This is a genomic window from Caballeronia pedi, assembly GCF_001544915.2.
GTDB classification, from domain to species: Bacteria; Pseudomonadota; Gammaproteobacteria; order Burkholderiales; family Burkholderiaceae; genus Caballeronia; species Caballeronia pedi.
This window is the reverse complement of the sequence record NZ_FCOE02000001.1, coordinates 264,592-277,993: the sequence shown is the minus strand read 5'-3', so window position 1 is coordinate 277,993 and position 13,402 is coordinate 264,592. Positions and strand designations below refer to the sequence as shown.

Annotated in this window: 7 protein-coding genes; 4 read left to right on the top strand and 3 right to left on the bottom strand. The window is 65.2% G+C overall.

Translation table 11 applies throughout. From position 1 onward, the window contains the following. Positions 1-13: 13 nt before the first annotated feature. Positions 14-1,081 carry a ferrochelatase gene (gene hemH, locus AWB80_RS01310; protein WP_061172830.1) on the bottom strand — a complete coding sequence of 356 codons (1,068 nt, stop codon included), beginning with the start codon at positions 1,079-1,081 and terminating at the stop codon, positions 14-16. A 124-nt stretch (positions 1,082-1,205) separates the two neighbouring features. Further along, positions 1,206-2,222 (bottom strand): heat-inducible transcriptional repressor HrcA, encoded by a 1,017-nt coding sequence (hrcA, locus tag AWB80_RS01305; protein WP_061172829.1) that lies wholly within the window; start codon positions 2,220-2,222, stop codon positions 1,206-1,208. Between the two features lie 186 nt (positions 2,223-2,408). Between hrcA and AWB80_RS01300 the strand changes: the two genes are divergently transcribed. From AWB80_RS01300 to AWB80_RS01290, 3 genes are all read left to right on the top strand, one after another. Beyond that, positions 2,409-3,305 carry an NAD kinase gene (locus tag AWB80_RS01300; protein WP_061172828.1) on the top strand — a complete coding sequence of 299 codons (897 nt, stop codon included), beginning with the start codon at positions 2,409-2,411 and terminating at the stop codon, positions 3,303-3,305. 43 nt (positions 3,306-3,348) lie between these two features. Then, a complete protein-coding gene (recN, locus tag AWB80_RS01295; RefSeq protein WP_061172827.1) occupies positions 3,349-5,001 on the top strand; it encodes a DNA repair protein RecN in 1,653 nt (550 codons plus the stop codon). 137 nt (positions 5,002-5,138) lie between these two features. Further along, positions 5,139-6,083 carry a glycosyltransferase family 8 protein gene (locus tag AWB80_RS01290; protein WP_061172826.1) on the top strand — a complete coding sequence of 315 codons (945 nt, stop codon included), beginning with the start codon at positions 5,139-5,141 and terminating at the stop codon, positions 6,081-6,083. Between the two features lie 49 nt (positions 6,084-6,132). Here the strand turns inward: AWB80_RS01290 and glnE are convergent, their stop codons facing one another. Further along, complete coding sequence (glnE, locus tag AWB80_RS01285; protein WP_061172825.1) at positions 6,133-8,919, bottom strand: bifunctional [glutamate--ammonia ligase]-adenylyl-L-tyrosine phosphorylase/[glutamate--ammonia-ligase] adenylyltransferase; 2,787 nt, start codon at positions 8,917-8,919, stop codon at positions 6,133-6,135. Between the two features lie 185 nt (positions 8,920-9,104). On the opposite strand from glnE, the gene AWB80_RS01280 reads away from it, so the two are divergent. Beyond that, positions 9,105-13,394, top strand: coding sequence for a YhdP family protein (locus AWB80_RS01280; protein WP_061172824.1), 4,290 nt, complete (start codon positions 9,105-9,107; stop codon positions 13,392-13,394). Positions 13,395-13,402: the final 8 nt, after the last annotated feature.

The window sequence follows — 13,402 nt, the reverse complement described above, 5'->3', positions numbered from 1 at the left end:
GTTGAGGCCGGGCTCAGGCCACCGCGGTAAGCGGTTGCACGGTCTGCACCGGCCATCCCTGCAGATGTTGCGCGGCGATTTCACCCAGCCCCTTGATCCACGCGGGCGCGGCATTCAGGCACGGAATGCGGTGGAATTGCCTGCCGCCGGCCTTCAGGAATTCATCGCGCACCTCGATGCCGATTTCCTCGATCGTTTCCAGACAATCCGCCGTGAAGCCGGGACAGAACACGTCCACGCGCGCGACGCCGCCCGCGCCCAGTTCGGCGAGCGTCGGCGCGGTATACGGCTGCAGCCACTCCGCGCGACCGAAACGCGACTGGAATGTCACGCGGCATTCCACCGGCGTGAGCCCGAGCGCGGACGCGAGCAGCGCGCCCGTCTGCTGGCACTGGTCGTGATAGGGGTCGCCGAGATCCATCGTGCGCTTGGGCACGCCATGGAAGCTGAGCACGAGCTTGTCGCCCGCGGCGAAATCCGGCTGACCGTGATGCCGCCAATAGTCGCGCACCTGCTCCACGAGCGCGCCGATATACGCCGGGTGATCCGCGTAGTGGCGAATCGTGCGGATCTCCGGCTGGTTGCGCACGCGCCGGAGCGCGGCGAAGGCATCGTCGAACGCGGTGGCGGTCGTGGACGACGAGTATTGCGGATACATCGGCAGAAGGAGAATGCGATCGGCGCCTTCGAGCTTCAGTTGATTGAGCATCGCGCCGATGCCCGGCGTGCCGTAGCGCATCGCGTAGTCGACGATCACGTGATAGTCGTTCGCCGCAAAAAGCCGCCGCAACGCGTCGACCTGCTTTTCGGTATGCACGCGCAGCGGCGAGCCTTCGGGCATCCACACCTGCGCGTACTTCTTCGCCGACGCGCGCCCGCGAAACGGCAGGATCAGCCCGCGCAGAATCACCTGCCACACGAGCGAGGGAATTTCGACGACGCGCGGGTCGGACAGGAATTGCGCCAGATACTTGCGCACCGCTCGCGGCGTGGGCGCGTCCGGCGTGCCGAGGTTGATCAGCAGCACCGCGACGCGATGCGAAGCGCTGGGCTGCGAGGGCAACTCGAGGTCGAAACGCATAGGGGCAGGCGGGCCGGGAAAAGGTCGTCGGAAAAGGTGAAGACCATTATAGCGGCGCGCCCGAACGCGCATCATTGGCCGAACGGCCTAGTGGCACAGCCTCGCACGACGCGCCAAGATGGCGTTACTGATGACTGAGCGACATCGACAGCAAACGCGCGGTGATGTCCACGATCGGAATCACGCGGTTGTACGCCATGCGCGTCGGGCCGATCACGCCGAGCGTGCCGACGATCTTTCCGTTGACCTCGTACGGCGCCGTCACGACGCTCATTTCCTCGATCGGCACGAGATTCGACTCGCCGCCGATGAAAATCTGCACGCCTTGTGCGTGACTCGATACATCCAGCAATTGCAGGAGGCTCGTCTTTTGGTCGAACAAATCGAAAAGCTTGCGCAGCCGCGCCATGTCGGACGAAAGGTCCGCCACTTCGAGCAGATTGCGCTCGCCGGAAATAAGCACGGTGTCCGTGGGGTCGGTCTCGGCGGTGCTCGCGACCACGGCCGCCTGCATGAGCGCGGTCATGTCGCCGCGCAACTGGTCAATTTCCTCACGCAGCCGGCGGCGCACTTCGTCGAACGACAGGCCCGCGAAATGCGCGTTGATGTAATTGGACGCCTCGACGAGCTGCGAGGGCGAGTAATCGCGCTGCGTCGCCATCATGCGGTTCTGGACGTCGCCTTCGGGCGTCACGATGATGAGCAGGATGCGCTTGTCCGACAGCCGCATGAACTCGATCTGCCTGAACATGTGGCTGCGTCGCGGCGTGAGCACGACGCCCGCGAAGGACGACAGACTGGACAGCACGCTCGCCGCCGCCGCGACGATCTTCTGCGGCTCCTCGCCTTGCAGGCGGGTCTTGACCGCGGTGGTCATCGCTTCGTCTTCGGGGGCTTCTACAGTCAGCATCGTATCGACGAAAACCCGGTAGCCGCGCGGCGTGGGAATACGGCCTGCCGACGTATGCGGGCTCGCGACGAGACCGAGCTCCTCGAGATCCGACATGACATTGCGGATCGTCGCGGGGCTCAGTTCGAGACCGGAATGACGTGATAACGTGCGCGAACCGACCGGCTGACCTTCGGCGATGTAGCGCTCGATCAACGTCTTGAGGAGGGTTTGTGCACGTGGGTCTAGCATGGGGAAATTTTAGCTCAACGAGTCGAGGGGCGGCGTGCCGCGCCGCGAGCGCTGCGTTCAACGTCTGCTCCATTCTAGCGAGAAACAACGCGCGTGCCCGCGCGCCGCTGCGCGGTCCGGCGAAAGCGCGCCCGAACGCCGTCGCGCACGGTTCTTTTCGCTCTCTGACTATGGTGTAATGCCGGCATGGAAATTGGCCAATTCAAGACCGTCGCCCTCGTGGGGCGCACCAACACGCCCGGCATCGAGGCGCCGTTGAGATCGCTCGCCGATCACCTGGCGCAGCAAGGCTTCGAGGTCGTGTTCGAGGCGGGCACGGCGAAGGACGTCGGCGTGACGGAGTTCCCGGCGTTGTCCATCGCCGAGATGGGCGCGCGCGCGGACGTCGCGATCGTGCTCGGCGGCGACGGCACCATGCTCGGCATCGGCCGCCAGCTCGCGCCGTACAAGACGCCGCTCATCGGCGTGAATCACGGGCGGCTCGGCTTCATCACGGACATTCCCCTCAAGGCGGTGCGCGAACTCGTGCCGCAGATGCTCGCCGGTCAGTTCGAGCGCGAGGAGCGCAGCCTGCTCGAAGCCCGCATCATGCGCGACGACAAGCCGATCTACCATGCGCTCGCGTTCAACGACGTCGTGGTGAATCGCAGCGGCTTCTCCGGCATGGCGGAACTGCGCGTCTCGGTGGATGGCCACTTCATGTACAACCAGCGCTCCGACGGCCTGATCGTCGCGACGCCCACCGGCTCGACCGCCTACGCGCTGTCCTCGGCGGGGCCGATTCTCCATCCGCAACTGCAAGGCTTCGTGCTCGTGCCGATCGCGCCGCATTCGCTGTCGAACCGTCCGATCGTGCTGCCCGACGATTCCAAGGTGACCATCCAGATCATCGGCGGGCGCGACGTCAATGTGAACTTCGACATGCAGTCGTTCACCGCCGTCGAGCTGAACGACGCGATCGAAGTGCGGCGCTCGAAGCATACGGTGCCGGTGCTGCATCCGGTCGGCTACAGCACCTACGCGACGTTGCGCAAGAAGCTGCACTGGAACGAGCATCCGTCGCAGGACTCATCGGCGCTCTGATCCACCCGCATCCCGAATTCCGAATCCCCTTCCCGAAGCGTCCATGCTCCGTCATCTTTCCATTCGAGATTTCGTCATCGTCGCCACACTGGATATCGATTTCGATCCAGGCTTCACGGTCTTTTCGGGTGAAACCGGCGCGGGCAAGTCGATCCTGATCGACGCCCTCGCGCTCACGCTCGGCGCGCGCGGCGACGCGAGCGTCGTGCGCACCGGTCAGGCGCGCGCGGACATCACCGCGGAATTCGGCACGCATCCTCAGCTGACGCGCTGGCTCGACGAGCACGCGTTGTCGCAGGACAGCGACTCGGTCATGCTGCGCCGGGTGATCGATTCGGGCGGACGTTCGCGCGCGTTCATCAACGGCACGCCCGCGACGCTCACGCAACTGCGCGAAGTGGGCGAAATGCTCGTCGATATTCACGGTCAGCACGCGCATCAGTTGCTGATGCGCCCCGACGCGCAGCGCGAACTCTTCGACACCCACGCGCAATTGATCGATACCGCCGGCGCGGTGAATCGCGCGTGGCGCGCCATGCGCGATGCGCAGCAGGCCGTCGAAACCGCGCAAAGCCGCGACCGCGAACTGCAACTGGAGCGCGAGCGCCTCGCGTGGCAACTGAGCGAATTCGACAAGCTCGCGCCGCAGCCGGGCGAATGGGAAGACGTGAGCGCGGAGCATCATCGTCTGTCGCATTCGGCGAGTCTCATCGACGGCGTTCAAGGCGCGCTCGGAGCGCTCTCCGAATCCGACGAAGCGATGATCTCTCAACTCGGCGCGATCATCTCGAAGGTACGCGGTCTCGCCGATATCGATTCCGACCTGAACGACGTGCTCGCGTCGCTCGAACCGGCGGAGATCCAGTTGCAAGAGGCGTCTTACTCGCTGTCGCACTACGCGCAGCGGCTGGAGCTCGATCCCGACCGCCTCGCACAAGTCGAAAGGCGCATGGATCAGCTTCACTCGACCGCGCGCAAGTTCCGCCTGCAGCCCGAGACGCTGCCGGAAGAACACGACGCGCGCCGCCGCCAGCTCGCCGATCTCGACGCCGCCGCCGATCTCGACGCGCTCAACGCCGCCGCCGACAAGGCGAAGAGCGACTATCTCGCGCAGGCCAAAGTGCTGTCGAAGGCGCGCGCGAAGGCCGCGAAAAATCTGTCTAAAGCCGTCACCGAAGGCATGCAGGAACTGTCGATGGCGGGCGGCAGCTTCGACGTCGCGCTCGTGCCGCTCGCAGAAGGCGGCGCGAACGGGCTGGAGCAGATCGAATTCCGCGTCGCCGGTCACGCGGGCGTTGCGTTGCGGCCGCTCGCGAAAGTCGCTTCAGGTGGCGAACTCGCGCGCATCAGCCTCGCGCTCGCGGTGATCGCGAGCACCGCGAGCCCGACGCCCACGCTCATCTTCGACGAAGTGGACACGGGCATCGGCGGAGGTGTCGCGGAAGTGGTCGGGCGTCTGTTGCATCAGCTCGGACGCGATCGTCAGGTGCTGTGCGTCACGCACCTGCCGCAAGTGGCCGCGCGCGGCGATCAGCATTTCCAGGTCGCGAAGTCTTCCGACGACGCCGGCGGCACCGTCAGCACGGTGACGCCGCTCGACAAAGGCAAGCGCATCGAGGAAGTCGCGCGCATGCTGGGCGGGCTGGAGATCACCGCGACCACGCGCAGGCACGCGAAGGAAATGCTGGCTGCTTAGCCGCGCGTGTCGCTGCCCCGCGACACGCAACACATATAACAACAAACACAAATGGCAGCGATCTTTAAAATCGCTGACGCGAGTCATGCGCAATGACCGTGCTCGAATCGAGCCTTAAAAAAATGTAGACAGATAGAATGACATCTCCCATCACGGTCGCCTATTGCTTCGACAAAGGCTACGCCCCATACGCCGCTGTATCCACGTTTTCTCTGGCTTCCAACGCGAAGTCCGCTCTTCAGATTTTCTGGATAGTGCCTCAGGAAGATCAGGCGAGCATCGTCCCAATCAAGTCTGTCGTCGAGCAAAAGACCGGACTGTCGATCAAGCTGATTACGGTTCCACCCGATCATTTCGACAACTGGAAAACCCTCGGTCATATCTCGCGCGGCACCTATCTGCGTTTGCTGATTCCGACATTGATCCATGAATCGCGTGTCATTTACGTGGATGCGGATACGCTGGTCATGTCCGATCTCGGCCCGCTGTTCTCAATGGACATGGGCGATCATCTGATCGCCGGCGTGCCGGATCCGGGCGCAAGCATGTCGAGGATACCAAGACGCGTCGACGATCCTTATCTCAACGCCGGCGTGCTGCTCATGGATCTCGATGCGCTCAGAAATGACGGCATGCTTGAAAAAGCGAAAGGGCTGTATCAAGAGCACGAACATCAACTGGAATTGCTTGATCAATGCCTCCTCAATAAATACGCGGAAGGCCGCAAGCTCGTCGTTGATTCGGGATGGAACCGGATGATGTTCTCCCATGCGATCACCGAGTCACATTTCAATGAGATTCTGAAGGAAGATAATCTCGCCATCCTTCATTTCGTGACGGTTTTCAAGCCTTGGCAACGCTGGTGCACGCCGGCAATCTTCGATTTCTGGTGGAGCCACGCCAATCAGCTCGGTATCCAGGGACTGAGGCCGGAAACGCTCACCACTTCCACCGCTGGCCAGGCGCTCTCGATGGTGAACTTTCTCGACACGAACGAGCGTTTCAAAGAAGCTTCGTCGATCAAGAGCAAGATGATCGACGAACGGCTCGCGCGAATGAGCGACAGCGCAGCCACTGCCTGAGTCCTCGACGCGATCCGGGAGCGGGCGCACCGCGTTCCAGCGCCACGTTTCACACGCCGAACACCCGCTCCCACAACGCCGTCACCGTGTCGCGTTCGCCCTGAACCTCGGCCGGATCGACGCGCGCCTTTTCCATGCCGTCGAGCCGCAGCGTGTGCTGGAGCTTGCGGTAATGCCGGTACGCCGCGCCGATCACATCGGCTTCGTCTTCGGCGATCAACCCGCACTTCGCGGCGAGCTTGAGCAGCGTGATATTGCCCGCGTTGCGCAGAAACTCGCGATGCTCACGTGTGTGCAGCAGCACCCAGTACTGCACGATGAACTCGATATCGACCATGCCGCCGCGATCGTGCTTCAGGTCGAACAGGTCGCTGCGGTTCGGATGCCCGTCGGCGACGCGCTGGCGCATCGACACGATCTCGCGCGCGAGCGCGGCCGCATCGCGTTCCATCACGAGCACATCCGCGCGAATCCGCTCGAACTCCGCGCCGATTTCGGCATCGCCCGCGCTGTAGCGTGCGCGCGAAAGCGCCTGATGCTCCCAGACCCACGCGGTGTTCGCCGCGTCGCCCTCGCGAATCTGATAGCGGCGAAACGATGCGAGGTCGGTCACGAGCAGACCGGATTCGCCGTTCGGCCGAAGGCGCAGATCGACATCGAACAGCGTGCCCGCGCCGGTCGCCGCCGTGAGCCAGGTGATGAGGCGGCGCGTGAACATCGCGTAGATGTCGGCGGCGGCGTCGTCGGCATCGTCGTAGAGGAAGATCAGATCGAGGTCGGACGCATAGCCCAGTTCCTTGCCGCCGAGCTTTCCGTACGCGATGACCGAGAAACGCGGCGTCTCCCGATGCCGCTTCGGGAACTGCTTCCACACGGTCTGCACCGTCACGTCGAGGACGGCGTCGGCGAGTTCGGACAGACGGTCGCTCACGTGCTCGACCGTCAGATGCCCGGCGAGGTCGATCAGCAGAATGCGGAACACTTCGGCCTGATGCGCGTGACGCAGCAGATCCATCTGATGTTCCGCGTCCTCGGCGGCGTCGAGCCGCGCGGTCAGCGAATGCTTGAACGCGGCCCAGTCGAACGGACTCGCGATGGCTTCGTCGTCGAGCAATTCGTCGAGCAATTGCGGATGTCGAATCAGATAGCCCGCCGCCCAGCGCGAACCCGACAGCACCGACAACACGCGCTCCAGCGCCTTCGGATATTCCGTCAGCAGCGCGAGATACGCGCCGCGCTTGGCCGTCGCTTCGAGCAGATCGAAAAGACGCACGATGGTGTCGCCGCGCCGCACCGCCTCGATCGACTGCACGGCTTCGAGCGCGCGCTGCGCGACGATGTCGAAGCGCTCGCGGCTCTGCGACGGCAAGCCGGCATAACGCGCCGAATTCCACACGCCCGTCAGACGCGAGAGCACCGGCGCGGGGTCCGCAAAGCCCAGTTCCATCAGACGCGCGGCGAGTTCTTCCTGCGCGGAATCGTCGGCGAGCGCGCTGCTCCAGATCCACGACGCCGCCGAATCCTCCGCGACGCCGCAGCCGCCCTGCCCGCTGACCTTGTCGGCGAAGATCTCGTCGAACTGCTGCTCGACGAGTTCGCGATGCGCGTCGAGCGTGTCCATCAGCGCGGCGTAGTCCGCGAAACCGAGCGATTTCGCGAGCAACGCGCGTTCGTCGTCGGCGACGGGCATCGCGTGCGTCTGCGCATCGTTGCGGTATTGCAGGCGATGCTCCACCGTGCGCAGAAACAGGTACGCGTCGGACAGCGCGCTGCACACGCTGGGCGCGAGCAGGCCATGCGCGGCGGCGCGTTCGAGCACGGCGAGCGTCGGACGAATGCGGAAATCCGCCGCCTGACCGCCGCGAATCAACTGAAACACCTGCGCACTGAACTCGATCTCGCGGATGCCGCCGCGTCCGAGCTTGACGTCATCGGCCTTGTCGGGCCGCATCGACGCGCGCCGCCGCGCTTCCTGGCGAATCTGCTGATGCAGCGAGCGGATCGCGGCGATCACGCCGTAGTCGAGATAGCGACGGTAGATGAACGGCGTTGCGATCGCTTCGAGCTGCTTCGCGAGGCGCTTCGCGGAATCGCTTTGCGTCTCCGAGACGAGCCGGCCCTTGATCCACGCGTAGCGTTCCCATTCGCGGCCCTGCACGTAGAAATACTCTTCGAGCATGCCGAGACTGCACACGAGCGGACCGGAATCGCCGTTCGGCCGCAACCGCATGTCGACGCGAAACACATAGCCGTCCTCCGTGATCTCCGCGAGCGCGCCGATCAGACGCTTGCCGAGCCGTGTGAAGAATTCCTGCGTCGCGAGCGCGGAACGCGTGCCGCCCGCGGTCTCGCCGTCTTCCTCATAAACGAAGATCAGGTCGATGTCCGACGACGCGTTCAGCTCGCGCCCGCCCAGCTTCCCCATGCCGACGACGCCGAGCGTCAGCCGCTCGCCGTCCGGTCCGCGCGGCTCGCCGAAGAGCGTTTCGAGGTCCGCCGAGAGCACCGCGAGCGCCCGCTGCACAGTGACTTCGGCGAGGTCGGTCATCGCGCCGGTGACTTCGGTGACATCCGCCGCACCCGCGAGATCGCGCTCCATCACCGTGCAGAACACGTCCGTTCGCAGCCGCCGCAGCGCGGTCTTGAGCGCGGCTTCATTGAGCGCGCCGTTTTCGCTGCAGGGCACGCAGTGCGCATCGAGCCGCGCTTCGATCCATGCGCGCGTGATGCGCGTCTGCGCCCACTGCGCGACGTTCGACGCCAGTTCGGGCCGCGCCGCATACGCGCGCGCCGCATAGTTGGAATAGTCGGAACTGAGAAGGGTTGCGTCGGTCATGAAAGGTTGGGTTCGCTCATTGCTTGCTTGGTAAGACACAGCGCTTCGTCAACCGCGCCGCAAGTCTTGCCGGGCGCGGCTTTGCGAGCATCCACGAGTGCACGGGCAGCGGCCGTCCCCGCAATGCCCGTGTTACATTTCAGCGTCAAACACGCAAAACTACCATATCGCCCCACAGCAGCAGCATGTCCGACAGCAGACCATCCGTCGACCCGAACGAAGTTGGACAAGCCAAGCCCAGCGGCAACGCCGAGCGCGCGCTTTCACGCGTCTTCAAAATTATTCTCGTCATCGCGGCCATCGCGTATTTCGCGGTGGCGGGCGTGTACGTCGGCCTGCGCTATCTCGTCATGCCGCAGGTCGATTCGTTCCGGCCGCGCATCGAGCAGCTCGTGTCGTCGAAGATTCACGCGCAGTTGCATATCGGCAGGATTTCCGCGCGATGGTCCGGGCTCTCGCCGACACTCGATATCGACAACTTGCGCATCGACGCCGCCGATGGCTCGCCCGGTCTCGCCGTGCCGCACGCGAGCGCGAGCATCGCATGGGCGTCGCTGCTGCATCTGCGGCCGAAGCTCGCGGACCTGACCGTCGACGGCCCCGACGTGATCATCGCGCGCAACGCCGACGGCGCGCTGTCCGTGGCAGGCGTGCCGATCCCCGCGCAGCGCACCGGCTCGAACGCATTCACGACCTGGCTGCTCGGCCAGGACCACATCCTTCTGCGCGACGGCACGCTGCGCTGGCGCGATGCGCAACGCACCGCGCCCGAGATCGCGTTCAAGCGGCTGCATCTGGCGATCATCAACGACGGCACGCGCCATCGCCTCGCGCTGAAGGCGCCGGCGGACGGCGACGTGCTGCACGGCCCGCTCGACCTGCGCGCGGATTTCCGTCACCAGCCGTTTTCCGCGATGGGCGCGCCCGCGAACTGGAGCGGCCGCCTTTATGTGTCGACCGGCCCGGTCGATCTGCCGACGCTCGCGCGCTACGTAAAGACGCCGTTTCAGATGTACAGCGGCCGCGTCAACAACGAAATCTGGCTGAACTTCGCGGGCGGCCAGTTGCAGAACGCGACCGGCGAGCTGACCGGCGCGAACGTCGCGCTGCGCGTGCGTGCGACACAGCCGCGCCTCGATCTGCCGATCGCGCGTTTCGGCTGGAGCGTCGACAAGAACGACACCGAGTACACGCTCGACCTGCGCGACCTGCTGGCCGAACTCGGCCAGCCCGCGCTCGCGGACGGCACGCCCGTCGCACGTCTGCTGGTCTCGCGTGCGCTGACGGCGACGTATCGGCCGCCGAGCGTCGGCAAGGGTCAACTGCTGCGGCTGACGGGCGATACTGTCGATATCGGCATCCTTGCGGAGTTCGTGCGCGCGTTGCCGGTGCCCGCGAAAATCCTCAACGAACTCGTGCGCTTCAATCCGCGCGGCCAGGTTTCGCATTACACGATCTACACCGAGCGCGCCGCGCCGAAGACCGAGGAAGAAGCACGGCAGCAGCGCCAGAAAGGCGACGCGGCGCTGTTGCATTACGCGTTCAAGGGCGAACTCGAAGGCCTGAGCGTGCAGGCGCAGGAGCCGCCGCCCGGCCTCACGATCAACAACCATCCGCGCGCGGGCATTCCGGGCGTCGAGAATCTGTGGGGCAGCGTCGACGCCAACGAGAAGGAAGGCAGGATCACGATCGACACGAAGAACGCCGCGGTCATCATTCCCGGCGCGTTCGACGATCCGCGCCTCACTTTCGATTCGCTGCAGGGCAACGCGCGCTGGACCGTCGCCGATGCCATCGCGCCCGGCGAATTGCGCCGCGCGTTCACGATTCATCTGGACACGCTGCGTGTGAAGAACGCGGACGCCGAAGGCGAAGTCACCGCCTCGTACTGGAACCAGGGCCACGGGCGCGGCAACCTCGACCTGAAGGCGAAAGTCGCGCATCTGAAGGTGACGAGCCTCGTGCGCTATCTGCCGACGAGCCTGAACGAGCGCGTGCGCGTCTATCTAGGCCACGCGTTGCAGGCGGGCGTCGCGAAGAACGGGACGCTCGAAGTGCACGGCGATCTCACGCGCTTTCCGTACGCGAAGTTTCCGGACGCGGGCATCTTTCGCATCAACGCGCCGTTCACGGGCGGCAAGTTCGACCCCACGCCGTTCCCGCCGCGCAAGATGGCCAACGGCCTGCCGAATTTCTGGCCGGCGTTCGAGGGCATCGACGGCGTGTTCACGCTCGCGCAGAACAAGCTCGGCTTCGACATCGACCGCGGACATTACCGGGGCGTTAAGGTCTCGAAGGTCGTCGGGCGGATCGACGATACGGGCAATCGCGAGACCAAGCTGTGGATCGACGGCCGCGCGCGCGGCCCGCTCGCCGACATGCTGCAATACGTCGACGACAGTTCGCTCGGCCTGATGGCGAAACACGCGACGCGCAAGATCGACGCGAAAGGCGACGCCTCGCTCGCGCTCACGCTCGGCATTCCGCGCTTCCGTCCGCCCCCGCCGCTGCCGCCGATCAAGCCCGAGTACAAGGGCTCGCTCACCTTCGCCGACAACGAAGTCACCTACGGCACGCTGCCGCCGCTCACGCATCTGCGCGGCCGCGCCGATTTCGCCGCGAAGACCGTCACGCTGAACGGCCTGAGCGCGCAACTGCTCGGCGGCGACGTGCGCGCGAAAGGCGGCGTCCAGCCGGACGGCAGCTATGCGATCGATGTCGACGGCCGCATCGGCGCGGATGCCGCCGAGCGGCTCAATCGGCGCATCACGCCGCAGGTCGCTGCGTTCATGAAGCATATCGACGGCACCGCGCCCTACGAGTTGCACGTGCGTGGCGTGAAGAACGCGCTGCCCAACGTGCAGGCGAGTTCGGACCTGACGGGTCTCGGCATCGATCTGCCCGCGCCGTTCGGCAAGGCGCGCGGCACGCCGATGCCGTTCTCGTTCACCTTCCAGCCCGCGACGGGCGGCGCGTCCGATCTGCATGACGCGCGGCTGAGCGTCGGGCCGGTGGCCGCGCATTACGTGTTTCAGCAGATCGGCCAGGCGCAGGTGAAGATCGATCCGCAGAATCCCGCCGAGCCGATGAACATGCGCGCGCGCCTGAAGGTCGTGCGCGGCGCGATCGGCGTGAACACGCCTGCCAACCTGCCGGCCGAAGGCGTGAGCGCAAGCGCCGATCTGAACGAGCTGGACGCCGATGCCTGGCGCAAGACCTTCGCCGACATCACCGCCGCAGCGCCCGAGCCGGCCACGGCCGCGAACGCGCCGCGCCCGCCGATGAGCGAGAACGTCAGGCAGTTCATTCCGACGCACGCCGCCATCCACTTCACGACGCTCAAGCTCCTTGACCGGCGCTGGGAGAACGTCGCCATCGACGCGAGCGAAGCGGATCGCAAGTGGCGCGCGAACATCGCGTCGGATCAGATCGCGGGCGATGTCGCGTGGACGCCGGGCGCGACGAAGGACAGCCCGGGCGCGTTGCAGGCACGCTTCGCGAAGGTCGTGATTCCGGACAAGACCGGAAGCGCTTCCGTCGACAAGGTGATCAGCAAGCCGCCGCGCAACATGCCGACGATCGATCTCATCGTAAATGAGCTGGTGTTCCGTGGCCGCAGCCTCGGGCGGCTCGAAGTGGACGCGCACAACGAGGTGATTGCCGACGAACCCATCTGGACGCTCGACAAGCTCGAACTCATCAATCCCGACGCCACACTGACCGCGAACGCGACGTGGCGCACGCTGCCGGGCGGCGTCATCGCGGCGTCGACGCGCGACGCGGACGACAGTCTCCCGCGCCGCACATCGATCGATTTCAAGCTCGACGTGAAGAACGGCGGCCAGTTGATCGACCGGTTCGGCGCGCCGCATGTCGTCAATTCGGGCAACGGCACGATCTCGGGCCACGCGGGCTGGAACGGCGGCCCGACCGCGGTCGATGTGAACACGCTCGATGGCAATGTCGCGGTCGATCTGCGGCACGGGCAGATCCTGCGCGCGCCGGGCGCGGCGAAGTGGCTCGGCATCTTTAGCCTGCGCAGCCTCGCGAACCTGCTGACGCTGCATTTCGAGGATGTCGTCGGCAAGGGTCTGCCGTTCGAAAAGATCACGGGCAACGCGAAGATCGTCGACGGCATCAGCCGCACGGACGATTTCCTGATGGTGACGTCGCCCGCGCGCGTGCAGATGCAGGGCCTCGTCGATATGCCGAAGCAGACGCAGGATCTGCACGTGAAGGTGATTCCGACCGTCGGCGCGGGCGCGGCTGCGATCGGCGCTGCCGTGATCAATCCGCTGCTCGGTCTCGGCGTGCTCGCGGCGGACATCGCGCTGTCGGCGTCGATCCAGAAAGCGTTCGCACTCGACTATTCGATCACCGGTTCGTGGAGCAAACCCGTCATCCAGCGTCTCAAAGGCGATCAGGGTAAGATCGAAACACCCGCCGCCGCCCTGGCTCCGTCCGCTGCCCGCTGAAAACGGAC

What these genes read in the sequence shown, in the direction of transcription:
- hemH (WP_061172830.1), bottom strand. Translation starts at nt 1,081, where the DNA reads ATGCGTTTCGACCTCGAGTTGCCCTCGCAGCCCAGCGCTTCGCATCGC.
- AWB80_RS01290 (WP_061172826.1), top strand. Translation starts at nt 5,139, where the DNA reads ATGACATCTCCCATCACGGTCGCCTATTGCTTCGACAAAGGCTACGCC.
- recN (WP_061172827.1), top strand. Translation starts at nt 3,349, where the DNA reads ATGCTCCGTCATCTTTCCATTCGAGATTTCGTCATCGTCGCCACACTG.
- glnE (WP_061172825.1), bottom strand. Translation starts at nt 8,919, where the DNA reads ATGACCGACGCAACCCTTCTCAGTTCCGACTATTCCAACTATGCGGCG.
- hrcA (WP_061172829.1), bottom strand. Translation starts at nt 2,222, where the DNA reads ATGCTAGACCCACGTGCACAAACCCTCCTCAAGACGTTGATCGAGCGC.
- AWB80_RS01280 (WP_061172824.1), top strand. Translation starts at nt 9,105, where the DNA reads ATGTCCGACAGCAGACCATCCGTCGACCCGAACGAAGTTGGACAAGCC.
- AWB80_RS01300 (WP_061172828.1), top strand. Translation starts at nt 2,409, where the DNA reads ATGGAAATTGGCCAATTCAAGACCGTCGCCCTCGTGGGGCGCACCAAC.